20 protein-coding genes are annotated in these 23246 nt (G+C 72.4%); 14 read left to right on the top strand and 6 right to left on the bottom strand.

From position 1 onward, the window contains the following. Window positions 1-4: 4 nt before the first annotated feature. The 3 genes from WCD41_RS28030 to WCD41_RS28020 all read right to left on the bottom strand — a co-directional run bounded on the left by WCD41_RS28030 (window position 5) and on the right by WCD41_RS28020 (window position 2790). A complete protein-coding gene (locus WCD41_RS28030; protein ID WP_337718534.1) occupies window positions 5-841 on the bottom strand; it encodes an HTD2 family dehydratase in 837 nt (278 codons plus the stop codon). Beyond that, on the bottom strand, window positions 838-2004 hold the full coding sequence (locus WCD41_RS28025; protein WP_337718533.1) for an acyl-CoA dehydrogenase family protein: 1167 nt from the start codon (window positions 2002-2004) through the stop codon (window positions 838-840). Before WCD41_RS28025 ends, WCD41_RS28030 begins: the two co-directional genes overlap by 4 nt. Before the next feature lie 81 nt (window positions 2005-2085). Next, window positions 2086-2790 carry a GntR family transcriptional regulator gene (locus WCD41_RS28020; RefSeq protein WP_337718532.1) on the bottom strand — a complete coding sequence of 235 codons (705 nt, stop codon included), beginning with the start codon at window positions 2788-2790 and terminating at the stop codon, window positions 2086-2088. A 169-nt stretch (window positions 2791-2959) separates the two neighbouring features. Here WCD41_RS28020 and WCD41_RS28015 point away from each other — a divergent pair, with 169 nt between their 5' ends. From WCD41_RS28015 to WCD41_RS28005, 3 genes are read left to right on the top strand one after another with little or no spacing between them, the layout of a single operon-like run. Then, window positions 2960-4321 carry a phenylacetate--CoA ligase family protein gene (locus WCD41_RS28015; RefSeq protein WP_337718531.1) on the top strand — a complete coding sequence of 454 codons (1362 nt, stop codon included), beginning with the start codon at window positions 2960-2962 and terminating at the stop codon, window positions 4319-4321. Beyond that, on the top strand, window positions 4318-5394 hold the full coding sequence (locus WCD41_RS28010) for a hypothetical protein (protein ID WP_337718530.1): 1077 nt from the start codon (window positions 4318-4320) through the stop codon (window positions 5392-5394). Before WCD41_RS28015 ends, WCD41_RS28010 begins: the two co-directional genes overlap by 4 nt. A 15-nt stretch (window positions 5395-5409) precedes the next feature. After that, window positions 5410-6303, top strand: coding sequence for an HpcH/HpaI aldolase/citrate lyase family protein (locus WCD41_RS28005; RefSeq protein WP_337718529.1), 894 nt, complete (start codon window positions 5410-5412; stop codon window positions 6301-6303). A 42-nt stretch (window positions 6304-6345) separates the two neighbouring features. Here WCD41_RS28005 and WCD41_RS28000 read toward each other — a convergent pair whose 3' ends face one another. Beyond that, window positions 6346-7335: an AraC family transcriptional regulator gene (locus WCD41_RS28000; protein ID WP_337718528.1), complete on the bottom strand. Its 990-nt coding sequence runs from the start codon at window positions 7333-7335 to the stop codon at window positions 6346-6348. 174 nt (window positions 7336-7509) lie between these two features. Here WCD41_RS28000 and WCD41_RS27995 point away from each other — a divergent pair, with 174 nt between their 5' ends. Genes WCD41_RS27995 through WCD41_RS27965 form a run of 7 tightly spaced genes read left to right on the top strand, consistent with a single transcriptional unit; the run spans window position 7510 to window position 15422 of the window. Next, complete coding sequence (locus WCD41_RS27995; RefSeq protein ID WP_337718527.1) at window positions 7510-7710, top strand: hypothetical protein; 201 nt, start codon at window positions 7510-7512, stop codon at window positions 7708-7710. A gap of 10 nt (window positions 7711-7720) precedes the next feature. Beyond that, window positions 7721-9751, top strand: a complete 2031-nt coding sequence (locus WCD41_RS27990) for a hydantoinase/oxoprolinase family protein (protein WP_337718526.1) — start codon at window positions 7721-7723, stop codon at window positions 9749-9751. Beyond that, on the top strand, window positions 9748-11655 hold the full coding sequence (locus tag WCD41_RS27985; RefSeq protein WP_337718525.1) for a hydantoinase B/oxoprolinase family protein: 1908 nt from the start codon (window positions 9748-9750) through the stop codon (window positions 11653-11655). The genes WCD41_RS27990 and WCD41_RS27985 overlap by 4 nt, the downstream gene beginning before the upstream one ends. A 9-nt stretch (window positions 11656-11664) precedes the next feature. Continuing rightward, the gene (locus WCD41_RS27980) at window positions 11665-12396 is read left to right on the top strand and encodes a hypothetical protein (RefSeq protein ID WP_337718524.1); all 732 of its coding nucleotides are present in this window, start codon (window positions 11665-11667) and stop codon (window positions 12394-12396) included. A 9-nt stretch (window positions 12397-12405) separates the two neighbouring features. Continuing rightward, window positions 12406-13830, top strand: a complete 1425-nt coding sequence (locus WCD41_RS27975; RefSeq protein WP_337718523.1) for an aldehyde dehydrogenase family protein — start codon at window positions 12406-12408, stop codon at window positions 13828-13830. 1 nt (window position 13831) lies between these two features. Beyond that, window positions 13832-14629 (top strand): SDR family NAD(P)-dependent oxidoreductase, encoded by a 798-nt coding sequence (locus tag WCD41_RS27970; RefSeq protein WP_337718522.1) that lies wholly within the window; start codon window positions 13832-13834, stop codon window positions 14627-14629. A 13-nt stretch (window positions 14630-14642) separates the two neighbouring features. Then, a complete protein-coding gene (locus tag WCD41_RS27965) occupies window positions 14643-15422 on the top strand; it encodes an enoyl-CoA hydratase/isomerase family protein (protein ID WP_337718521.1) in 780 nt (259 codons plus the stop codon). Here the strand turns inward: WCD41_RS27965 and WCD41_RS27960 are convergent. Together WCD41_RS27960 and WCD41_RS27955 are read right to left on the bottom strand one after the other, a co-directional pair. After that, window positions 15419-16225 (bottom strand): alpha/beta fold hydrolase, encoded by an 807-nt coding sequence (locus WCD41_RS27960; protein WP_337718520.1) that lies wholly within the window; start codon window positions 16223-16225, stop codon window positions 15419-15421. The two genes, WCD41_RS27965 and WCD41_RS27960, sit on opposite strands and share 4 nt — an antisense overlap. Before the next feature lie 51 nt (window positions 16226-16276). After that, entirely contained in the window at window positions 16277-17161 is an 885-nt protein-coding gene (locus WCD41_RS27955; RefSeq protein WP_337718519.1) for an alpha/beta fold hydrolase, read from the bottom strand. A gap of 98 nt (window positions 17162-17259) precedes the next feature. Between WCD41_RS27955 and WCD41_RS27950 the strand changes: the two genes are divergently transcribed. From WCD41_RS27950 to WCD41_RS27935, 4 genes are read left to right on the top strand one after another with little or no spacing between them, the layout of a single operon-like run. Next, window positions 17260-18837, top strand: a complete 1578-nt coding sequence (locus WCD41_RS27950) for a class I adenylate-forming enzyme family protein (protein WP_337718518.1) — start codon at window positions 17260-17262, stop codon at window positions 18835-18837. A 50-nt stretch (window positions 18838-18887) separates the two neighbouring features. Then, window positions 18888-20996, top strand: a complete 2109-nt coding sequence (locus WCD41_RS27945) for a hydantoinase/oxoprolinase family protein (protein ID WP_337718517.1) — start codon at window positions 18888-18890, stop codon at window positions 20994-20996. 7 nt (window positions 20997-21003) lie between these two features. Next, window positions 21004-22941 carry a hydantoinase B/oxoprolinase family protein gene (locus WCD41_RS27940; RefSeq protein ID WP_337718516.1) on the top strand — a complete coding sequence of 646 codons (1938 nt, stop codon included), beginning with the start codon at window positions 21004-21006 and terminating at the stop codon, window positions 22939-22941. 29 nt (window positions 22942-22970) lie between these two features. Then, window positions 22971-23231, top strand: a complete 261-nt coding sequence (locus tag WCD41_RS27935) for a hypothetical protein (RefSeq protein WP_337718515.1) — start codon at window positions 22971-22973, stop codon at window positions 23229-23231. The last annotated feature ends 15 nt before the right edge of the window (window positions 23232-23246 follow it).

Genomic DNA, 23246 nt, shown 5'->3' with positions numbered 1-23246 from the left:
CGTCTCAGCGCCAGGTCACCGCCCCGGTGACCGACGGCTCGCCGCCCACCGGGCCGGCGGTGAGCTCGGGCTCGGTGTCCACGACCACCGGGGTGCCGGCGAAGGCGGGTCGGCGCAGCCGAAAGGAGAACGCGGCGATGTCGGCGGATCGGCCGGCGCGGCGGGCGGGCTCGAGCAGCAGCAGCGCGAGCAGCGGCCCGTGGACGACGAGGCCGGGGTAGCCCTCGACCTCGCGCGCGTAGGTCTCGTCGTGGTGGATGCGGTGGGCGTTGTAGGTCAGCGCCGAGTACCGGAAGAGCAGCGGCGGGTCGGGCACGATGCCGACCCGGCCCTCGGGCACGTGGTCGTCGCCGAGCGGTCGGGGAGCGGGTGGCTTCGGGGGCACGGCGTCCGCGGGTGCCTGGCGGTAGACGATGTCCTGCTCCTCGACCACGGCGAGCCCATTGGCGTCGGCGATCTCGCGGCGTTCGGTGACGAACAGCATCGGGCCGCTGCGGCCGGTCTTGGGCACGACGTCGGTGACGCTGGTGGTGCGCGTGACGGCGGTCCCGATGCGCAGGGGCCGGTGGAGCTCGACGCGCCCACCGGCGAACATCCGTCGGCGCCGGGGGACCGGCGGCAGGAAGTGCCCGGAGGCGACGTGCCCGTCGACGCCGAGCTCGTCGGTGCGCGGGTGGTCGAGGAAGAACAGCCAGTGCCACAGCGGCGGGAGGTCGTCGCCGGCGGGCGGTGGTTGGTCGAGCAGGGCGGCGAGCGCGTCGGTCGGCCACCGCCGTAGCGAGTCGGAGGCTGTCTCGGGCGCCGGGTTCCAGCCGCTGACGGCGTCGGCGAGCTCGCTCACGGCTGGTCGAGCCCGCCGCGCTTGACCAGCTGGGAGGCGATGACGTTGCGCTGGATCTCGTTGGTGCCCTCGCCGACGATCATCAGCGGGGCGTCGCGGAAGTAGCGCTCGACGTCGTACTCGGTGGAGTAGCCGTAGCCGCCGTGCACGCGGACGGCGTTGAGGGCGACCTCCATGGCGGTCTCGGAGGCGAACAGCTTGGCCATGCCGGCCTCCATGTCGGCGCGCTGCCCGGCGTCGTACTTCTCGGCGGCGTGCAGGATCAGCTGGCGGGTGGCGGTGACCTTGGTGGCCATGTCGGCGAGGTAGTTGCCGATCGACTGGTGCTGCCAGATCGGCTTGCCGAACGCCTCGCGCTCCTGGGCGTAGCGCAGAGCGTCCTCGAACGCGGCCGTGGCGACGCCGAGCGCACGGGCGGCGACCTGGATCCGGCCGGTCTCCAGGCCCTTCATCATCTGCGCGAAGCCCTTGCCCTCGACCGCGCCCAGCAGCGCGTCGGCGGGCACCCGCATGTCGGTGAACGTCAGCTCGCAGGTCTCGACGCCCTTGTAGCCCAGTTTCGAGAGGTCCTTCGACACCTCGAGGCCGGGGCCGTGCTCCACCAGCAGAATCGACACCCCCCGGTGCTTGGGCTCGGCGGCCGGGTCGGTCTTGCACATCAGCGCGATCAAACCGGACCGGCGCGCATTGCTGATCCACGTCTTGGACCCGTTCACCACGTAGCCGCCGTCGGTGCCGGCACGGGCGGTCGTCGTCATCGCCTGCAGATCCGAACCGCCGCCGGGCTCGGTGAGCGCCATCGTGGCGCGCAGCTCGCCGGTCGCCATCCGCGGCAGGTAGCGGTCCTGCTGCTCGCGGGTGCCGAACTCGACCAGCAGCTTCGCGACGACGGTGTGCCCGCCCATCGCGCCCGCGAGGCTCATCCAGCCGCGGGCGAGCTCGGCGGTGACCAGCGCGTAGCAGGGCATCGACACCGGCGCCTCGCCCCACGGCTCGGGGATCGCCAGCCCGTAGATCCCCAGCTGCTTCATCTGCTCGATGAACTTCTCCGGATAGGTGTTCGCGTGCTCCAGCTCGTTGACCTGCGGACGCACTTCACGGTCCACGAACTCCCGGACCGTCTCCACCACGAAGCGTTCCTCGGACGACAGCAGCTCCGACACGGCGACCACCCCTCTCGACTTCGAACATAATATATGATCGTCGCCGAGGTCGCGAGGTTGGTCAGCGTGCGCGGGCCTCGCTCAGGAGGCGGTCTCCTCGTCGGCCCAGACGCCGCGCTTGGTGAGCTCGTCGACGAGGCGGTCGGCACCGGCGAGGATGTGCTGGCTCATCAGCGAGCGCACCTTGCGCACGTCGCGCCGGTGCAGGGCTTCGACGATCTTGGGGTGGTCGCGGCGCGCGCCCTCCACGTGCCCTTCGATCGAGGCGTAGAAGCGGTTGGGCAGGTGCTTGACGGCCGCGGCGAGCAGGAGCGCGAGCCGGCGCGAGTCGGCCGCGAGGTTGATCTCCCGGTGGAACGCGTGTCCGAGGTCGGCCATGCGATCGGTGTCGTCGACGTCCTCTGCGCGGTCGTGCTCGGCGAGGATGGCGTCGAGACGCTCGAGCTGCTCGGGTGTGATGCGTTTGGCGGCCCTGGCGGCCAGCTCGCTGGCGAGCTGGGCCTGCACCCAGAACAGGTCGCGGACGTCCTGCTCGGTGAAGGCGGCAGCGACGAATCCGCGGCGCGGAACGAGTTCGACGAAGCCTTCGCTGCGCAGGGAGAGCAGCCCCTCGCGCACCGGGGTGTTGCTGACGCCAACGGCCTCCGCGATCGGCTCGAGACGCAGGAAGTCGCCGGGTCGGACCTTGCCCGAGATGATCTGCTCGCGGACGTACGTCGCGACCTCTTCGGGCAGCTGCTGACGCCTGCTGTCGCGGTCCGGGATCCTGACCACCTCGTCAACCATGACATCTCCCGTATCGAACATCATATGGCAGACGCCGCTGTCCGATTGCCTCGTCGACTGCGGAGTGTAGCAACGTCCCGGGAGTCGTAGCCTCCTCGACGCGCCCACTCCTTGATGCGACGTACTGTGCATTTTATATTCAGATGGTCGCCAACGGAAGGTGCGGACCATGGACGTGCGTGCGGGCAGACCGGCCTCGGGCAGCCACTGGAGCTGGGCGGAAGTCCTGCCGGCGGACCATGCGCGGCAGGTCCAGGACGAGCGGTTGCGGGAACAGATCGCTCATCTCGCCGCGCACAGCACCTTCTACCGGGCGAAGTTCGACGAGAACGGTGTCGATCCCGCTCGGGTGCGGACGGTGGGGGATCTCGCCGATCTGCCGTTCACCGAGAAGCAGGAGCTGCGCGACAGCCTGGCCGCCGCGCCGCCGCTCGGGCACCACCTCGCTGCCGACCCCGCCGACGTCGTCCAGATCCAGGCATCGTCCGGCACCACGGGCAGCCCGTCGTACGTCGGGCTCACCGCGGACGACGTGATCACCTGGTGCGAGCTCGGGGCCCGCGCCCTTTACGCCAACGGCTTCCGGCCCGGTGATCGGCTGCTGCACGCCTTCGGGATGAGCAAGGGGTTCGTCGGCGGCCTGCCGGTGGTGCAGATCCTCCAGCACATGGGGATCGTCGACATCCCGATCGGCGCCGAGGCCGGCGTGGAACGGCTGCTGCGGGTCCAGGCCGACCAGCGCCCTGAGGCCGTCATCGGCACGCCCTACTTCCTCACCCACCTCGCCGAGCAGGCGCCCGCCGTCCTGGGCCGCGAGGCGCACGACCTCGGCGTCCGATCGATCAGCGTCGGTGGGGAGCCCGGCGGAGGCCTGTCCGCGGTCCGCGAGAAGCTCGAGGGGCTCTGGGGCGCGACCGTCCGCGAGATGCTCGGCGGCACGGACATCGCGTGCACCTACTGGGGCGAGTGCGAGGCGGCCGACGGGATGCACTTCCTCTCGCCGGACCTCATGGTCGCGGAGCTGATCGACCCGGCCGACGGCACCGTGCTCGATCCGGTCGCGGGCGCCGAGGGCGAGCTCGTCTACACCGCGCTGCGGCGGCAGGCCTCGCCGCTGCTGCGCTTCCGCACCCGTGACCAGGTCGTCGTCACCGGCACCGACTGCGCGTGCGGGCGAACCGGCTACAAGGTGCGCTGCGTCGGGCGCACCGACGACATGCTCATCGTGCGCGGCATCAACGTGTTCCCCTCGGCGATCCGCGACCTGGTCGGCGGGATGGCGCCGTCGACGACGGGGGAGATGCGCATCCGGCCCGACTTCGACGGCCACTCCACGCAGCGCCCGCTGCCCGTGGTCGTCGAGCACGCAGCGGACCTGCCCGCCGAGCGCCACGGCGAACTGCGGGCCTCGATCGAATCGACCATCCGGTCCGCCCTCAACGTCAAGACCGCCGTCGACCTGGTGCCCGAGGGGACGCTGAAGCGCCCGGACCACGTCAAGGTCGCCCTGGTCGAGCGGGCGGGCTCGTGACGCTCGCGTCGCACGTCCAGGACGGCGCGCTCGGGGCCTGGTTCCGGTCGGGGCTCGCGACCCCGGACGGGCGTGCGGCCGTGCACGACGTCCTGGCCGAGGCGCTGCGCGGCCGTCGACCGATGCGCTCCCCGCGGCACGCGGGTCCGGGCCATGCGGCCCAGGTGCAGGCGGCGGTGCGCGCCCGACTCGGGTTCGTGGTGCAGCACGCCCCGCCCTACCGGGCGCTGACCGGGGCGCACCGCCTCGGGCTCGCCTCGCCGGGCCGCGTCCACGAGCTCGCCGGCCGGTTTCCGAGCCACGCTGCGCTCGATCCCGCCCGGCGCCGCGAGGCGCTGCGCTGGCGACCGAGCGCCGCCGGCTGGATCGACGCCGGACCATGGCCCGGTTCGGCCGGGCGCGCCCTCCACCCGCCCCGCTTGCGTCCGCCCCGCCCGTCGGGCCGTGACGTCGTCGGCGACGTGGTCAGCCGGGCGCTCGCACTGCTCGACGTCTGCGCGCCGCCCGGGCGGCTGGGCGGCCGGGCTGGCGAGGCCGAGCTCGCGCGGGCGTGCACGGTCCTCGTGGGGTGGGCCACCGGCGTCCCCGCGCGGGCCGCGGTGCCGGAGGAGGTGGCCGACCTCGTCGCGGTGGCGAGCGAGTCGGGCGTCCTGCACCGCTGGCGCGACCGGGCGGGCTCGCCGCCGTGCGGCGAGGCGCTGGGCGTCACCGACGCCGTCTTCGTGCCGGGGTGGGCCGAGGGCGGCATCGTCGTCGCCGGTGCCGGCGACGGGGCGTCGCTGCTGGTCGACGTGCTGACCCTCGAGGATCCCTTGCGCAGGCTCGACCACCTCGTGGGCCGGTGCCACCACCTGCTTGCCCGCGCGTGGCTCGACCGGCCGGCCCGTCACGGTGTCGGCGAGGTGGGGCTCTACCTCGCCCGGCACGGCGTGCTCGTGACCTGGCCCGTCGACGAGCTGGCGACGGTCCTGGGCGGCGGGGCGACATCGTGCAGGTTCGGCGGTCTGGTGGCCCGGGCGGCCGCTGCGGACGGCGTCCGGCTCGGCGCGGGCTTACTTAACGAAGCCAAATAATATATTGTGCATGGCATGAAGCCTTACCGATCCATGCTCTTCGTCCCGGGCCACAAGGCGAGCTGGGGCGACAAGGCCGTCGCCTCCGGGGCCGATGCCGTGATCCTCGACCTCGAGGACTCGGTCCCGGCCGCGGACAAGGACGCCGCACGCACGACCGTGCGGGAGACGCTGGGGCGCCTGCGCGCCGAGGGAGTCCGCGCCGACCTCTGGGTGCGCCCCAACAGCACGGACTCGGGCCTGTTCGGCGTCGACGTCGAGGCGGTGCTGGCCGAGGGGCTCGCCGGGCTCTTCCTCCCCAAGGTCTTCAGCGCGGAGGAGATCGTCCGCATCGACGCCGTCGTCTCGCACCTCGAGGCGCGTGAGGGCCTCGCGGCCGGGTCGGTCGGCCTGATCATCAGCTTCGAGACCGCGGTGGCGATGGCGCACTGCGAGGAGATCGCGGCCGCGAGCCCCCGGGTGTCGAGCCTGCTCGGGGCCACCGGACCGAGCGCCGACGTCGGGCGGGAGCTCGGCTTCGAGTTCACCCCGGAAGGTCTCGAGACGCTGTACCTGCGCAGCCGGATCGTGCTGGCGGCTCGCGCCGCCGGGCTGCACCACCCCGTCACGGGCGTGTGGCAGGACATCAAGGACCTCGACGGCTTCCGGCGCTTCGCGCTCGACGCCCGTGGACTCGGCTATCGCGGGATGGTGTGCATCCACCCGTCCCACGTGGCGGTGTCGAACGAGGTGTTCACGCCGTCGCCGGAGGCGGTCGACCACGCCCGCCGCATGATCGACGCCTTCCGCAAGGCCGAGGCCGAGGGCAGCGGGGCCGTCGACTTCGAGGGTCAGCACATCGACCTCGCCCACGCGAAGACGGCCGAGGGGATCGTCGCCCTCGCCGACGCCATCGCAGCCGGTGCCTAACGGCATGTGAGCAGTTCGGAGTGCTCCAGCACTCCGAACAGCTCACATGCGCGCAGCGCACCGCGCGGTGTCGGAGGGGCGCTCGCCGAATCGGGCGCGGTACTGCTGGGCGAACCGGCCGGGGTGGAAGAACCCCCAGCGCGCGGCGACGTCGGTGACCGCGCCGCCGCGGGTCGAGAGCTCGAGGTGCACGCGGTCGAGCCGGACACCGCGCAGGTACGCCATGGGGGACATGCCGGCGACCTCGCGGAACCCGGCCTGCAGGGCGCGCTCGCTGACACCGACGCGGTCGGCCAGGTCGGCCGTGCTCGCGTCGCCCTCCGGATGGGCGTCGAGGTACTCCATGACCTCGCGCACCCGGGTGCGGGCGCTCGGCGACGCCGACGGGTGGAGCTGGTCGGTCAGCTGGCTCGGGATGGTCATCAGCAGCTGGGTCATCAGCGCCGACTCCATCTCGTGACGCGCCGTCGGCATCGTCGCGAGGCCCCCGGGGCGGGCCAGCTCGGCGTAGAGGAACCCGGCGGTCGAGAGGAGCGCCTGGCCCGGGCCCCCACGGACGTCGAACGTCAGCGCGAAACGGATGGACCCGTCGAGCGGCCGGCCGACGAGCTTCGCGGCGTGGGCCTCGAGCATCTCCTTGGGCAGCTTGACGACGTACTGGGTCGCATCCGGCGCGAAGCGGATCGTCAACGGGGCGTCGGGACCGAACACGTTGCCGGTCGTCCCGGCGCGAACGGCGCCCTCGGCGCCGTCCTGGCGCACGTCGCAGGAGCCGGCGATCGGCAGGTTCACGTGGTAGCAGCGCTGCATCGGGGGGCCGTCGATCGTCACGTCGGCGCCGTAGCCCAGCTTGCCGAGGACCACGCGCGAGGCGGGCGCGAGGTCGAGCCGGAAGTCGAGCGCGCGGCCGTCGGCGACGCGGACCTCGTGGTCGGCGAACGTCTCGGTGATCCGCTCGCGCGCCACGTCGAGGTCGTCGGTGCGGAAGCGGAGCGGACTCGCGTCGCCGGGCCTCGTCGTCTCGTCGAGCATGCTTCCTCGCAGGCGCTCGGGCCGGCCGCTGTCGTGAGCCAGAGACCCTATCCTACCACATAATATTTTTTCCAGGGGGCGACCGCCGAGGCTGTGACGTGCTTCGGTTGGCGGACTGAAGCCAGCGCTCACGGGATGGTGACCCGGCTCTCGTCGGCCCTAGCGTCCCGGTGCATGACAGAGGCACCCGTCCAGGAGCGCGCACCGGTCGAGGGCGACTGCCCGCGGTGCGGCGCCGCCGAGCTCCGCCGCTACCCGGTCAATTCCGAGGGCGGCTGGTTCGACGTCGTGAAGTGTCAGCGCTGCCTGTGCTCGGTGAGCCGCGAGCACGGACCGCGTCTCGGACCCATCCAGCTGCTGTCCGACCTGATCTAGGAGGGGCCCGATGATCGCAGTCGACGTGGGCGGCACGTTCACGGACGTTGTCGCCCTGCGGGACGGGCGGATCGAGACGGCGAAGGTCTCGACCGACTACACCGACGTGGCCGCGCCGGTGCTCGAGGGGGCCGCGCTGCTGGGGGTCGGCGACGCGCCCGTGTTCAACCACGCGAGCACCCACGGGCTGAACGCCGTCATCACCCGCAACCTCCCGAAGATCGGCTTCCTGGCCACCGAGGGGCACCGCGACATCCTCGACATGGGCCGGGTCTGGCGGCCGGCCGAGGCGATCCTGGACCCGGGCTGGCGGCGCAGCTTCGGCGACGCCTCCCGTCCACTCGTGCCGCGCTACCTGCGCCGCGGGATTCGCGAGCGCGTGACGGCCGACGGCGGTGTGCTCTTCGACCTCGACGAGGACCAGGCCCGCGCCGAGCTCGAGGTGCTGCGCCGCTGCGGGGTCGTCGGCGTCGCGATCTGCCTGATCAACGCCTACGTGGACAACACCCACGAGGAGCGCCTGCGCGAGCTGGTGCGCGAGGTCCTCGGTGACGTCCCGTGCTCGATCTCCAGCGAGGTCTCGCCGCTGGCCAAGGAGTACACGCGGGCGTCGACGACGGTCGTCGACGCCCTGATGAAGATCATCTACTCGGACTACGCGGCCACACTCGAGAAGGGTCTGACCGATCTGGGCTTCGCCGGGCGGCTGCACTTCGCGGACTGCGCCGCGACCCTCGTCCCGGCGCACCGCGCCATGGAGCAGCCGTTCCGGATCGTGTTCTCCGGGCCGGCGGCCGGCACCGTCGCGAGCGCCCACTTCGGCTCCCTGATCGGGGAGACCGACCTGCTGTGCGCCGACGTCGGGGGCACGTCCTGCGACATCAGCGTCGTCACCGCGGGCGAGCCGTTCGTCAACACGACCTTCGAGCTCGAGCACGACCTCGTGGTCAACGCCCTCGCCAACGACGTCACGGCGATCGGCGCGGGCGGGGGCAGCGTCGTCTCGATCGGGCGCAACGGCGAGGTCCAGGTCGGCCCCCACAGCGCGGGCTCGACGCCCGGCCCGGCCTGCTACGACCGCGGGGGCACCGCACCGACCACCACCGACACCTGCCTGATGATCGGCCTCATCGACCCCGGCGGCTTCGCCGGCGGGCGCCTCACCCTGCGGCCGGAGCTCGCGCAGCAGGCTTTCGAGGGCCTCGACTGCGAGCTCACGCTCGCCCAGCGCGTGCGCCACGCCCACGAGATGGCCGTGCACACCATCGCCGAGGGCGTCGTCAACGTCGCGATCAAGAACGGCGTCGACCCCCGGGACTACTCCCTCATCGCCTACGGCGCGGCGGGCCCGATGCTGCTGCCCGCCGCGATGGACGAGGTGCACTGCAAGCAGGTGATCGTCCCGCCGAACCCGGGCCTGTTCTCCGCGTTGGGCCTGCTCTCGACCGACCAGGTGTTCACCCTCAACCGCAGCGCCTACATGATCCTCGGCCCCGAGGTCGCGCCCCGGATCGACGAACTCTTCGCCGAGATGGAGCAGCAGGTGCGCGAGCGGCTCGAGTCCGGCGCGACCGTGCGCCTCGAGCGCAGCTTCGACGGCCACCTCATGGGGCAGAGCTGGGACACCCCGATCGTGCCCGTGCCCGACGGCACCATCGACGCGGACGCGGTCGCCACGATGATCGCGTCCTTCCACACGACCTACGAGGAGCGCTCGCGCAACCGCTTCGACATGGTGCCGGTCGAAGGCGTCACCTTCCGGGTCCGCGCGCTGATCGAGACGCCGAAGGTCGACTACCCCGAGCTGCCCGTCCGGGCGGCGGGCGAGGACCTGGCCCCGGCCCGGACCGCCACCCTGCGGTTCCTTACCGACACCGACCAGCAGGCCCCGGTCTACCGACGCACCGACCTGCGGGCGGGCGACGAGCTGGACGGTCCCGCGGTCATCGACGAGGGGCTCTCCACGACCCACGTGGGTGCGGACCAGCACCTGACCGTCGGCCGCCACGGCGAGCTCGTGATCACCAGGAGCGCACGATGACCCGCATCCGCGAGATGTCCGACGAGGACTTCGAGGCGACCTACCACGCTGACCGCTTCACGGCCTCGGTGATCCGCAACCGGCTCAAGTACGCCGTGGAGCACATGTCGACGGCGTTCCTGCGCGAAGCGTTCTCGCCGATCATCCGGGACTGGTACGACTTCGCGTGCACCATCAGCGGCCCGCCCGAGCAGGACTACCGGATGGCCGTGGTCAGCAACAGCCTGACGGTCTTCCTCGGCTCGATGCCCGACGCGGTGCGCAACGCCGTCGAGGAGTACGGGGCGGACAACCTCGGGCCCGGCGACGTCCTGATCTGCAACGACCCGAACCGCGGCGGCCGGCACGTCAACGACGTGCTGTTCACGCGCCCCGTGTTCGTCGACGGCGAGATCGTCGCGTTCGTCAACATCTGCGCCCACCAGCTCGACATGGGCGGCACCGTGCCCGGCGGCTTCTCGGCGACCAAGGCCAACGTCTACGAGAACGGTCTGGTGATCCCGCCGATCCTGATGTGGCGCGGCGACGAGCCGGTGCGGTCGACGTTCAGCCTGATCTTCGACAACTCGCGCTTCGGGGCGATGCTGCTGCCGGACTTCAAGAGCATGCACCAGCAGCTGCAGCTCGGGGAGCGGCTCGTCCGGGAGAACATCGAACGCTACGGCCGCGACGCGGTACTGGGCACGCTCGTCTACGCCTGCGACACCTCGGCGGACCGGATGCGCGACGCGCTCGCCGCCGTCCCCGACGGCGACTACCACGGCAGCGCGACGCTGGACGCCGACGGCCTCGACGCCTCGCGCTCCTACACCGTCGAGGTCACCCTCCGGAAGCGCGGCGAGGACATCGAGGCCGACCTCTCCGGCACCTCCGGGCAGGCCCGCACCTGCATCAACTGCGGGATCACCGACGCGAAGACCGCGCTCGGCGTGGCCCTGACGATGCTGCTCGATCCCGAGATCCCGTTCACCTCCGGAACCTGGCGCCACGTCGACCTCGTGGCCCCGCCGGGCACGCTGGTGACCGCCCTGCCGCCCGAGGGCGCGCCGATGATGTTCTGGGAGGCGTCGGGGACGCTCATCGCCGCCGTCTTCCGGGCGCTGAACCCCGTGCTCGGGGAGAACGCCGTGGGCGGGGACTACGGCTCGACCAACACCCACAACGCCAGCGGGCTGCGCGCCGACGGGTCGTTCTGGACCAGCGCCACGCAGTGCGGCGGCGAGCACGGGCCCTGGGGCGCGACCCGCGACGGCGACGGCGACAGCTACACCGTGCTGTTCAACCTCAACAACCTCGACCCGGCGACCGAGACCATCGAGCACGACTCGCCGGTGGTCGTGCTGCGCAAGGAGCACGCGATCGACACGGGAGGCCCGGGCCGCCACCGCGGCGGCGCGGCCAACCTCAAGGACAGCCTCTGGCTGACCGACGCCGAGCAGTACCTCTCGCCGTTCCGCACCAAGGAGCCCAGCGGCGTCGGCGCGAACGACGGCCGGCCCGGCCCCAACGGGGCCATGTGGATCTTCCCGCCGCACGGGGAGCGCACCGGCCTGGTCGGGACCGGCGACGACGTCTACGCCGGCAGCACCCCGGTGGCCGGCGTGCTGGACCCGGCGACCAAGGCGCTCGACCCCGAGCACGGGACCTACCACCACTTCGGCGGCGAGAAGGCCTGGCGGACCACGGCCGGCTCGGTGCTGCGCTGTCTGACCAACGGCGGCGGTGGCTGGGGCACCCCCTTCACCCGCGACCCGCAGAAGGTGCTCGCCGACGTCCGCGACGAGTACGTCAGCGTCGAGGGGGCCGCGCGCGACTACGGCGTGGTCGTCGTCGGCGACCCGCACTTCGACCCCGAGAACCTGCGCATCGACGAGGCCGCGACGGCCGCGCTGCGCAGCGCCTGAGAGGAACCCATGCCCCCCACGTTCACCGAGCGCAACCTCTTCTTCGCGTGGAGCACCTACACCGGCGACTACGAGACCTACGCGCACTGGTACGACGTCGAGCACATCCCGCAGGTCATGGACACCACCGGGATGGTCGGCGCCCAACGGTTCCTGCTCGGGGACACGAAGAACCTGCCCGGCGTCGTCCCCGTCGACCTCGGCCACCTCGCCCTCTACGAGATCGAGGGCAGCTCCGCGGGTTTCCGCGAGGAGGTCAAGCAGATGCTGATGTCCGGCGCGATGGTGCTGCCGGACTTCATGAACCAGCCCTTCGACGCCCTGTTCCTGGCGCCCGTGAGCGAGCCGCAGTACGGGGCGAGCTGGGACAAGGCGGACGACTCCACTGCCCTCGACGACCGGCACCTGTTCTTCGCGTGGTGCAAACCTGCCGCCGACGCCGTGGCCGACGGGACGTTCGCCCGCTGGTACGACGGCGAGCACATCCCGCAGATCCTCGGCGCGACCGGGATGCTGCGCGCCCAGAGGTTCGAGTCCTCGCCGGTCAAGCCGCTGCCCGGTGTCCGCGTCCCCGACCTCGGGCACCTCGCCCTCTACGAGATCGCCGGCGACCCGTCGGCGTTCCGCGAGGAGATCAAGCAGATGCTGATCTCCGGCGAGATGTCGATCCCGGACTTCATGAACCCGCCGTTCAGCTCGATGTTCATGAGGCCGGCGAGCCCGTTCCACGCGGCCACCTGAATGATCGACGTGCCGCACGCGGACGACATCCTCGTCGGGAGCCGGTGGCAACCGGCCACCGGCGAGCCCTACGCGGTGATCTCGCCCGCCACCGAGCAGCCGGTCGCCGAGGTGACACTGCCCTCGGAGAAGGACGCCGAGGCCGCCCTTGCAGCGGCGGACACCGTCGGTCGCGCGTCGTGGAGCCGGCTGCCGGTCGCCGAGCGCGTCGCGGCGGTCGGGCGGTTCTGTGCGGCGATGGAGGGCCGGCTCGACGAGATCGGCGAGCTCTGGGCGTCCGAGGCGGGCATGCCCGTGCGGTACAGCCGCACGCTGCACCGGTTCGGCGCCGTCGGATCGTGGACCGCCACGCTGGAGTGCGCGGCCGACGCGCTGCGCGACGACGTCCGCCCATCGCCGCTGGGCGAGACCATCGTCCGCCGCGAGCCGGCCGGGGTCGTCGGGGCGGTGATGGCGTTCAACGGCCCACTGGTCACCGTCGCGACGAAGGTCGTGCCGGCACTGCTCGCCGGGTGCCCGGTGGTCGTCAAGGCGGCGCCGGAGTCGCAGCTGGTCCTGCGCGTGGTCGCCGCGTGCGCGGAGACCCTGCCCGAGGGCGCGCTGTCGATCCTCTGCGGCGGCGCCGACCTGGGGCGGGCGATCACCGCCGACCCCCGCGTGGACATGGTCAGCCTCACCGGCGGGCGCACCGCAGCCCTGGAGATCGTCGACGCCACGAAGGCCCGCTTCGCCCGCACCCACCTCGAGCTGGGCGGCAAGTCGCCGGCGCTGGTCCTCGACGACGCACCGCTGGACGCGGTGCTCAAGTCCTTGGTTCCCGGCGCCACCGGGGGCGCCGGCCAGGTGTGCGCGCTGCTCTCCCGCGTCCTCGTCTCCGAGCGGCGAGCCGACGAGCTCGTCGGGCGTCTGCGCGAGGCGTGGCAGGCGCTGCGCGTCGGCGACCCCCTCGACCCTGGCACGCGCATCGGGCCGATGCTGAACGCCGCGGGCGTCGCACGCGCCGCCGGTTTCGTCGGCCGGGCCCGGGTCGCGGGAGGCTGGATCGAGGTGGGCGGCCGGGAGCCCGACAGGGCGGGCTTCTTCTACGAGCCGACCCTCGTCACGGGCCTCGACCGCGACGCCGACCTCGCGCAGCACGAGGTGTTCGGGCCGGTCACAGTCGTCCAGACCTTCACCGACCTCGACGACGGGGTCCGGCTGGCCGGCGACACGAGCTACGGGCTGGCCGCGACCGTCTACACGACCGACCGCGACGTCGCGCTCGACGTCGCGTCCCGCATCGAGGCCGGGTCGGTCGCGATCAACACCTTCGGGCCGACCGTCACGGCCCCGTTCGGGGGCCGGAAGGGCTCCGGCTGGGGACGCGAGTGCGGACCTGAAGGCGTCCAGGAGTTCACCGAGCTCAAGCAGATCGTCCTCGGACCAGGAGTGTGACGTGGTGACGCAGCGACGCAGGAAACCCGAGCTCGCCCTCGTGACGGGCGCGGCTGGAGGACTCGGCTCGGCGACGACCCGGCGGCTGGTCGAGGACGGCGCGAAGGTCGTCGTCACCGACATCGACGCCGACGGGCTCGCCGCGCTGGCCGACGAGACCGGGGCGCTCGCGCTGCCGGCCGACGGGACCGACCGCGAGGCGGTGCGCGCGGTGGTGGCGGACGCCGTCGCTCGGCTCGGCGGGCTGGACACGGTGGTGGCCGCCCAGGGCGCCGCGATCGCCGGGACGGCCGCCCCGAAGCACGCCGACGCCTACGAGCGCGCCTTGGACGTGAACCTGCACGGCACCTACCACCTGGCCGGTGAGGTGCTCCCGCACCTCGTCGACGCGCAGGGCTCATTGGTGCTGGTCGCGTCGACCGCCGGCCTGATCGCGGGCCCGCCCGGGACCGTGGGCTACACCGCCGCGAAGGCGGCGATCATCGGCGTCACGCGGTGGCTCGCCCGCGACTACGGGCCGAAGGGCGTTCGGGTCAACGCGGTGTGCCCGGGATGGATCCGCACGCCGCTGGGGGAGGGGGCCATGAGCTACCTGTCGCAGCGCGAGGGGATCGGCTTGGAGGAGGCCTACGCGCTCATGGCGGCGCACGTGCCGCTGCGCCGGGTCGCCGAGCCGGAGGAGATCGCCTCCTGCTGCGCCTTCCTGGCCTCGGGCGACGCCTCCATGGTCACCGGTCACGTGCTCGTCGCGGACGGGGGCGGTGCCGTCGTCGACGCCTCGACCATCGCTCTCGACTGACGGGGCCGCGCGGATGAGCGAGGAGATCCTCCTGGGCCGGGCGGCTGAGGGTGTCGCCACCCTCACGCTCTCGCGGCCCGAGCGCCTCAACGCGCTGGACGGCCCGACGGTGGCGCGCCTGCGCGCTGCGATCGACGGGCTGGAGTCGGAGTGGCCGGCGACCCGGGTCGTCGTGCTGTCCGGTGCGGGGTCGTCGTTCTGTGCCGGCGCCGACCTGCGGTGGGTCGAGTCCGAGGTCCTGGGGGACGACGCGGCGATGGCGGCGTTCCTCGACGACCTCGGAGGACTGCTCCGCCGCCTGGAGGCTTCTCCGCTCGTCGTCGTGGCCGCGGTGCACGGTCACGCCGTGGCCGGGGGCTTGGAGATGCTGTTGGCGTGCGACGTCGTGCTCGTCGCCGAGGGCGCCCGCGTGGGCGACGAGCACATCCGGCGCAACCTGGTCCCGGGGGCCGGAGGCACCCAGCGCCTTCCCCGCAAGGTCGGCCGGTCCCGAGGGCTCTACGCCCTGCTCACCGGGCGTCGGCTGACCGGTGCCGAGGCGGTCGACTGGGGGATCGCGCACGAGCTCGTCGCCGATCGCGAGCTCCTGGACACCGCGCTGGCCCGGGCGGCGGAGATCGCCGGGCGCGACGGGCACGCGCTGCGCGCCACCAAGGCGCTGGTGCGGCGGGGCACGGAGCTTCCGCTCTCCGAGGCCCTGCTGCTCGAGCTCCACGAGCTGCGGCGCTACCGCGACGTCTCCGGGGCGCTGGACCGCGGCGTCACCGGGTTCGCGCGCCCGGACCGGGACTAGGGCGTGCCCGCCAGGAACGCCTCGAGGATGGGCGCGGCCTTCTCCGGCTCGTCGAACAGCACCATGTGGCCCGCACCGGGAACGACCTCCGTCGTCGCGTGGCGCAGGCGCCACGCCATGAGCCGCGCGTTGGCCACGCGCACGACCGGATCGTCCTGACCGTGGAGGACCAGCGTCCGATGAGGCAGCGTCGGGAGCCAGCAGAAGCTGGTCCATCCCAGCACGGCGAGCTGCTGGAAGTGGTAGCCCAGACGGCTCGGGGGGTGGCCCTCGCGATCGGCCAGGATCGCTGCGAGGACGTCAGGGTCGCGGGCCGTCCGGCCGCCGGCGAGGATGGGGATCTCGCGGGCGGCGGCCTCCCGGCTCCGGTAGCGACGGGTGGACATCAGCGCGCGCTGGACCGCGAGGCCGGGCGGACGGGCCCAGACACCGCAGATCGTCGCGACGAGGACCAGCCTGCGGACGAGCGCCGGATGGCGGTGCGCGATCTCCTGTGCCACCACGCCGCCGAGCGAGAACCCGAGCACGTCCGCCCGCTCGACGCCGAGCTCGCGCAGCGCGCCCACGACGTGGTCGGCGATCGCGGGAACCCGGATCGGCAGCGTCGACCGTTCCGAACGTCCGACGCCCGGGCAGTCGACCATGACGACGTCCCGGTCGGGCAGGTGCTCGAGCAGCGGCGTCCACGACTCCATCGAGCCGCCGATCCCGTGAATGAGGACCAGCGGCGGACCGACCGGTCCCGGTCGGCGCCGGGTGTGCAGGCGCAGCCCGCCGCTCACGACGTCCTGTGCGAGGTCCATGTGCGCTCCTCGGACTCGGCAGATGCTCGATTCAATCTAGCATCATATATTTTACTGAGAAAGCAGACGTCGAAGCTCGGTCGGCGCCTCCCACGGGACGAGGTGGCCGACCCCGGCGAGTTCGACGTGCCGAGCGTGGGGGATGAGCGCGGCGAGCAGTGCGCTGTTGCGCGGCGTGACCACCGGGTCGTCGCGGCCGGCGACCACCGTCGTCGGCCGGTCGATGCCGCGCAGTCGTGCCGGATCGCGCCAGGCGACGATCGCGCGTGCCTGCGCGACCACGCTCGCCGCGGGCGTCCCGCGGCGCAGCAGCTGCTCGGTGAGTTCGTCGACCAGCGCCGCGTCCGGGGCGAAGGAGCGCGAGGACGTGCGGAGGTAGAACCGCGCCAGCATCTCGGCCCGGGTGCGGCAATCGACCCCGAGCCGGCTCCCGGCGACCCGCATCATCGGTCCGTAGAGCCCCGGATACAGCACGGTCGGGACGTGCGCGGGCGCCGGCGGGATGGTCGAGACCAGCACGAGGCGATCGATGCGCCCGGGGTGTCGCAACGCCAGTTCCTGGGCGACGATCCCGCCCATCGAGAGGCCGAGCACCGTCGCGGTCTCCAGGTCCATCCGGTCGAGCCCGGCGGCCACGTCGTCGGCGAGGTCGGCGATCGTGAACGGCACGGCGGCCGCCCTCGACCACCCCGTGCCGCGGGCGTCGAGGCGGATCACGCGGTGGGTCCGCTCCAGTGCGTCCACCCACGCGCGGGGCCACACCAGCCCGCTCGCACCGATGCCGTTGAGCAGGACCAGGGGTGGCCCGTCGCCCCCGACGTGGGCGTGCACCCCGTGTCGCCCCGACCCGGACCCGATCGCTCTCCGCGCGATCTGCTCGGTCCGGATGCCCCATCCGGCGGCGGCGGCCGTGACGGACGCGACGGTTCGGCGCACGCTGCTCCTCCTCGATCCGCGGCCCTTGACCTGAGCGGCTGCGTACTTCACATTATATACGATTAACGGTGAGGTGGATCACCGCAAGAGGAGACGTCGTGAGCTTCAACTGGGTCCTGGACAGCGCGGTGGAGCCGATCCCGCCCGCCGGGTGGGACAACGTCGCGGTCAGCTTCGACGGACACCACCGGCTCACCTACCGGGAGCTGAGGGACCGGTCCCTGTCCTACGCACGGGCCCTGAGCGAGCTGGGGCTGACGAAGGGCGACCGCCTCGGGCTGATGCTCTACAACGATGCGGAGTACCTGCCGCTCTACTTCGCGGCGATGCGTCTCGGCGTGATCGCCGTGCGACTGAACTTCCGGCTGGCCGCGCCGGAGCTGCGCTTCATCCTCTCCGACTCCGGATGCCGCACGGTGCTCATCCACGCCAGCCTGCTCGGCCGGCTCGAGCCCGTCCGGGAGGAGAGCGGCGCGCAGACCGTCGTCGTGCTGCCCGACGGCGACCCGTCGGACCGCGACCTGCCGGAGTGGGCGCTCCCCGTCGAGGCGCTGCAGGGGCGATCCCCGCTCGTGGAGGTCCCGGCGATCGCGCCGGACGATCCGATCGCCCTGCTCTACACGTCGGGCACGACCGGCCTGCCGAAGGGTGCGCTCCTGAGCCACGCCAACACCGTCGGCACCGCGACGATGCAGGCACTGAAGTGGCGGTTCTCGGAGCGCACGGTCGCCCTGGTCCCCGGGCCGCTCTACCACGCGGGTGGCTTCGAGGCCGTGACCGCGCCGGTCCTGCTCGCCCACGGCACCGCGGTCTGCCTGCGCTCGGGGAGCTTCAGCATCTCCCACCTGCTCGACGTGATTGCCGCCGAGCGGGTCACGGACTGCCTGCTCTTCTCGTTCATGCTGGGCGAGATGCTGCGCTTCGACGACCTCGAGGCGCGGCTGCCAGACTCGCTGGACCACCTGATCATCGGCGGCGACACGATGATGCCCTGGACGGTCGGCGAGGTGCGGCGCCGCATGCCGCACGTGCGGCTGAGCCAGGTCTTCGGGCTGACCGAGGGCGGCGCGATCTGCACGACGCTCGACGACGGCGACTTCGACGCCCAGCTGGGCAGCATCGGACGCCCGCTCCCGCTCGCCGAGGCCAGGGTCGTCGACGACGCGGGCCGACCGGCCGGGATCGACGAGGTCGGCGAGATCCTCGTCCGCAACCCGGGGACGTGCGGGGGCTACTGGCAGCGGCCGGACGCGAACCGGGACACCTTCACCGACGGCTGGTGCCACACCGGTGACCTCGGCCTGGTCAACGCCGACGGCTTCCTGTCGCTGGCGGGCCGGGCGAAGGACATGATCCGCAGCGGCGGCGAGAACGTGTACCCGGCCGAGATCGAGAAGGTGCTGACCGAGCACCCCGGCATCAGCGACGCCGCCGTCGTGGGCGTGCCCGACCCGAAGTACCTCGAGGTCGGCTGTGCGGTCCTGGTGCTGGAACCGGACGTCGACCTGGACGAGGCAGCGCTGCGGTCCTACTGCCGCGAGCGGATGGCGGGCTACAAGGTGCCGAAGTACTTCGCCCGCCGGGACGAGCTGCCGCGCAACGCCTCGGGGAAGGTCCTGAAGTACGTCCTGCGCGAGCAGTACGTCGCCGTCGGCGACCAGCAGCCCGCCCACTGACCGGTGCCGTCGCCGGCTGCGGCGGTTCTCGATCACATCAAAAACATGATATGTCAAACGACGACGCGTTCACGCTGGAGGCGCTCATGACGACCCACCCGGACCTGGCCGACCCCGCCTGGGTGGTCGGCATCGACGTGGGGGGCACGTTCACCGACATCATCGGGCTGCACCGCGGGACCGGGGAGGTCCGCGACGGCAAGGTGCTCTCGACCCCTCGCCAGGAGGAGGGCGTGTTGGCGAGCATCGCGGCGATCGGGCTCGGGGCGCGCGAGGTCGCCGAGATCGTCCACGGACACACGGTGGGCATCAACGCCCTGCTCAGCCGGGCCGGCGAGCGGACCGGGCTGATCGCCACGCGCGGGCACCAGGACCTGCTCGACATCGGGCGCATGCACCGCGAGTTCGGTGAACGGTTCTACGACCCGACCTGGCTGCGCCCCCACCAGGAACGCCCGATCGTGCCCCGGGAGCGGCGCTTCGGCGTCCTCGAGCGGATGCGCTACGACGGGTCCGTCCTCGCCTCGCTGGACGAGGACTCGGTGCGCGAGGCCGCCCGCGAGCTGGCCCGGCAGGGCGCGAAGTCGGTCGCGGTGTGCCTGGTGAACTCCTACACCAACGACGAGCACGAGCGGCGCGCCGCCGAGATCGTCGCCGAGGAGATCCCCGGCGCCTACGTCCAGACCTCCGCGCTCTACCCGGTCACCAAGGAGCACGAGCGGACCACCACGGTGGCGCTCGACGCCTACGTCGGCCCCCGGGTCGTCGGCTACCTCGACCGCCTCGAGACCGGTCTGGCCGAGCAGGGCTTCGTCGGCACGCTGTGGATCATGATGATGAACGGCGGCGTGGCGACCGTCGCCGACGCCGGCCGCGCACCGGTGTTCCAGCTCGTCTCCGGCCCGGTCGGCGGGGTGAGCGGCAGCATCCGCCTGGCGAACGAGGGCGCGACCCCCAACCTGCTGACGATCGACGTCGGCGGGACCAGCACCGACGTCGCCGCGATCCGCGGTGGCCAGACGCCGCTGACCGACCTGTGGACCCTCGAGACCGGCCTGACGCTGACCATGCCCCTGGTCGACGTGGAGAGCATCGGCTCCGGTGCCGGGAGCCTGATCCGCCCGAACTCCCTGGGCAACGTCGCCGTCGGGCCGGCCTCGGCCGGGTCGGACCCCGGGCCGGTCTGCTACGGCCGCGGCGGGACCGAGCCCACCCTGACCGACGCGTGTGCCGTCCTCGGGGTCCTGCAGCCGGATCTGTTCGCGAACGGGGCCATCGAGCTCGACGTCGAGGCGTCGCGGGCCGCGCTGGAGAAGGCCGGCGACCGGTGGGGGATGTCGGCGACCGAGCTGGCGGCCGCGGCCTACGAGGTGGCCTGCCAGGACATCGCGGCGAAGGTCCGCACGATCTCGGTCTACCGAGGCCTCGACGTGCGTGAGTTCGCGCTGCAGCCGTCGGGTTCGGCCGGCCCCATGCTCGCCGACCGCGTGGCGCAGATCCTCGGCGCGCAGGAGGTGATCGTGCCGCGCAGCCCGGGGCAGTTCTCGGCGCTGGGCCTGCTGCGCACCGACCTCCGGGTCACCCGCGCACAGTCGATCATGGCACCGCTCGACCCGGGCGGTACCGAGGCGATCGAGGCCGCCTTCGCCACCCTGGAGGCCCGGGTCCACGACGAGCTCAAGAGCCAGGGCGCCGACGTCGAGCGGCTTCGCTTCGAACGGGCGGTCTTCGCGATGTACCGCGGCCAGACCTGGGACAACCGGATGCCCATCCCGCCCGAGAGCCTCACGGCCGAGCGCGTGCAGGAGCTGGTGCCGGCGTTCCACGCCTTCTACGACGAGCACTACGGCTTCGCCGCACGGGAGATCCCCGTCGTGGTGTCGACCGTCGAGGTGACGGCGGTGATCCCCCGTGAACAGGGCCGCTTCGAGCTCGCCCCCGACGAGGGCGACGCGTTCCTGCGCACGGCGGCGCTCGTCCTGCCCGGGGCCTCCGGTGTCACCGATGTGTCCGTCTACGTGCGGGAACGCCTCGCGCCCGGCGAGCAGGTGTCCGGCCCGGCCCTGGTCACCGAGAAGTTCGCGACGACGGTCGTCCTGCCCGGGCGGACCGCCCGCGTCGACGACGACCTGAACCTGATCATCGAGCCGGAGAGCTGAGGAGCCCATGACCACCGCGACCCCCGCGACTCCGGCGCCCGCCGGCTCGGACGTCGAGCTCGACATCCTGCGCTACGGCCTCATCGAGGTCGCCCGCGAGATGCTCGACTCGCTGATGCGCAGCGCGTTCTCCCCGATCTGCCGCGACATCCTCGACTGCACCGTCGTCATCCACATGCGCACCGACGAGGGCTGGGAGGTGGCCGCCCTCTGGGAGGGCTGCATGCAGCACGCCTTCGTCGCGCCGCACATCGCGAACTTCCTCATGGACGACTGGGACATCGACACGATGCAGCCCGGCGACGTCGTCTTCACCAACGACCCCTGGCGCGGCTCGCTGCACCAGGCCGACGTCAACCTGTTCCGGCCGGTGTTCGTGAACGGCCGCGTCGAGTTCCTGCTGCAGTCCACCTCGCACCTGGTCGACCTCGGCGGCCCGATCCCCGGGGGCTTCTCCAACGGCGCGACATCCCACTTCGAGGAGCAGCTCAAGCTCCCCCCGACGCTGCTCTACGCGAACGACGTGGCGGTCCGCCCGACGTTCAACTTCCTGCTGGAGAACAACCGCGTCCCGCACCTGGTGCTCGGCGACCTGCGCGCGCTGCACGGCTGTCTGGTCGTCGGCGAGCGCCAGCTCCAGGACCTCGTCGCGCGCGGCGGTCTCGAGCAGGTCCGGGCCGCCGGCCGGTACGCCATCGACGCCACCGAGGCGAGCATGCGCCGCGGGATCGCCGCCATCCCCGACGGGGACTACACCGCGGAGGATCTCCTCGACGAGGACGGCGTCACCGACGAGCTCATCCCGGTCCGCGCCATGGTGAAGGTCCGCGGCGACTCGATGGAGATCGACTTCTCGGGTTCGGCCCGCCAGCCCCTGGGCAACAGCAGCACCGCCTGGTGCGAGGCGGGACGCTGCATCGAGGCGGTCAAGCTGATGGTCGACCCCTCGACGCCGGTCAACAGCGGCACCCTGAAGCCGATCGACGTGCTGCTGCCCGCGGGCAGCGTGGTGCAGACGCTGCCACCCTCGAGCTGCTCGAGCCACGCCGACATCGGCCCGCGCGTGATCAACGTGGTGACCCAGGCGCTCGGCCAGGCCACCGAGGAGTCCTTCGCCTGCGACACCGGCACGGCGGTCTACATCGGCTTCAGCGGCATCGACACCCGTCCCGGGCACGAGGGCACACCCTGGGGTGCCTACGGGCTCGCCGGCGGCGGTTGGGGCGGCACCTGGAAGGAGGACGGCGTCTCCTTCTGCGTCACCCCGATCGGCAACTGCCGGACCTCGGTGCAGGAGCACGTCGAGATCGAGAGCCCGCTGGTCGTGGCGCAGCACGAGATGCTGATCGACACCGCCGGGGCCGGACGCTTCCGGGGCGGGCTCGGCTCCGTCTACACGATCGTCGCCGAGTCCGACACGCTGGTCACAGTCGTCGCGGACCGGCTGCGCCGCGGGGCGGCCGGGGCGAACGGCGGCGGACCCGGCGCCCCCGCCGTCGGCTGGTACATCGCGGGGTTCGACCTCGCCGCGCACGGCGACCCGATGAACCTGCGCGGCGCCGAGCCGCTGTTCGGCGTGTTCGACGAGCAGGGCCGCCCCGACCCGGTGCACGGCGAGTTCGGCCGCGGCGCTCGCTACACGACGGGCAAGTTCTCCAACCTCGTCATCAAGGCAGGCGACGCCATCCGCCTGATCATCGGCGGGGGCGGAGGGTGGGGCGACCCGCTGACCCGCGACCCCGAGCGGGTGCGCCAGGACATCCGCAACCGGCTGGTCAGCGTCGAGGGCGCCCGGCTGACCTACGGCGTGGTGCTGGCCGACGGCGGGACCGACGGGGTGGTCGACGCGGCTGCCACCGAGGCCCGCCGCGCCGAGCTGGCCGCCGCTCGCGACGCCGGGACCTGGGAGGTCCCGATCGCGGCACCCCTGGAATGGACCGTCTGACACCCGGCCGACCCGAGCAGGAGCACACCATGGCCACCGACCGCCTCATGTTCCCCCGTCCCCAGACCGCGCGCGTCTCGGTCGAGCGCACCCCCGTCGAGGCCGAGTGCCCGTCGTGCGGCAGCCGCGACGTCGCGCGCTATCCCGTGTCGAACCACCTCGGCCCCCGCATGGTCGTCAAGTGCCAGGCCTGCTTCACCCGCCTGTCGGTGACCCGCGGCGAGCCCGAGGACATGTGGCCGGCCTGGCGCTCGCCGACGCGCGACTGGCCCGCGTCCCGGGTCGGCTGATCCGTCGTGACGACC

The sequence above is a fragment of the Actinomycetospora aeridis genome (assembly GCF_037400275.1).
GTDB classification, from domain to species: Bacteria; Actinomycetota; Actinomycetes; order Mycobacteriales; family Pseudonocardiaceae; genus Actinomycetospora; species Actinomycetospora aeridis.
Note: the sequence above shows the minus strand (reverse complement) of the source record. Positions and strands in the feature narration are given on the sequence as shown.

What these genes read in the sequence shown, in the direction of transcription:
- WCD41_RS27990 (WP_337718526.1), top strand. Translation starts at nt 7,721, where the DNA reads ATGATCGCAGTCGACGTGGGCGGCACGTTCACGGACGTTGTCGCCCTG.
- WCD41_RS27945 (WP_337718517.1), top strand. Translation starts at nt 18,888, where the DNA reads ATGTCAAACGACGACGCGTTCACGCTGGAGGCGCTCATGACGACCCAC.
- WCD41_RS27995 (WP_337718527.1), top strand. Translation starts at nt 7,510, where the DNA reads ATGACAGAGGCACCCGTCCAGGAGCGCGCACCGGTCGAGGGCGACTGC.
- WCD41_RS28015 (WP_337718531.1), top strand. Translation starts at nt 2,960, where the DNA reads ATGGACGTGCGTGCGGGCAGACCGGCCTCGGGCAGCCACTGGAGCTGG.
- WCD41_RS27985 (WP_337718525.1), top strand. Translation starts at nt 9,748, where the DNA reads ATGACCCGCATCCGCGAGATGTCCGACGAGGACTTCGAGGCGACCTAC.
- WCD41_RS27960 (WP_337718520.1), bottom strand. Translation starts at nt 16,225, where the DNA reads ATGGACCTCGCACAGGACGTCGTGAGCGGCGGGCTGCGCCTGCACACC.
- WCD41_RS27980 (WP_337718524.1), top strand. Translation starts at nt 11,665, where the DNA reads ATGCCCCCCACGTTCACCGAGCGCAACCTCTTCTTCGCGTGGAGCACC.
- WCD41_RS28005 (WP_337718529.1), top strand. Translation starts at nt 5,410, where the DNA reads ATGAAGCCTTACCGATCCATGCTCTTCGTCCCGGGCCACAAGGCGAGC.
- WCD41_RS28000 (WP_337718528.1), bottom strand. Translation starts at nt 7,335, where the DNA reads ATGCTCGACGAGACGACGAGGCCCGGCGACGCGAGTCCGCTCCGCTTC.
- WCD41_RS27940 (WP_337718516.1), top strand. Translation starts at nt 21,004, where the DNA reads ATGACCACCGCGACCCCCGCGACTCCGGCGCCCGCCGGCTCGGACGTC.
- WCD41_RS27935 (WP_337718515.1), top strand. Translation starts at nt 22,971, where the DNA reads ATGGCCACCGACCGCCTCATGTTCCCCCGTCCCCAGACCGCGCGCGTC.
- WCD41_RS28020 (WP_337718532.1), bottom strand. Translation starts at nt 2,790, where the DNA reads ATGGTTGACGAGGTGGTCAGGATCCCGGACCGCGACAGCAGGCGTCAG.
- WCD41_RS27965 (WP_337718521.1), top strand. Translation starts at nt 14,643, where the DNA reads ATGAGCGAGGAGATCCTCCTGGGCCGGGCGGCTGAGGGTGTCGCCACC.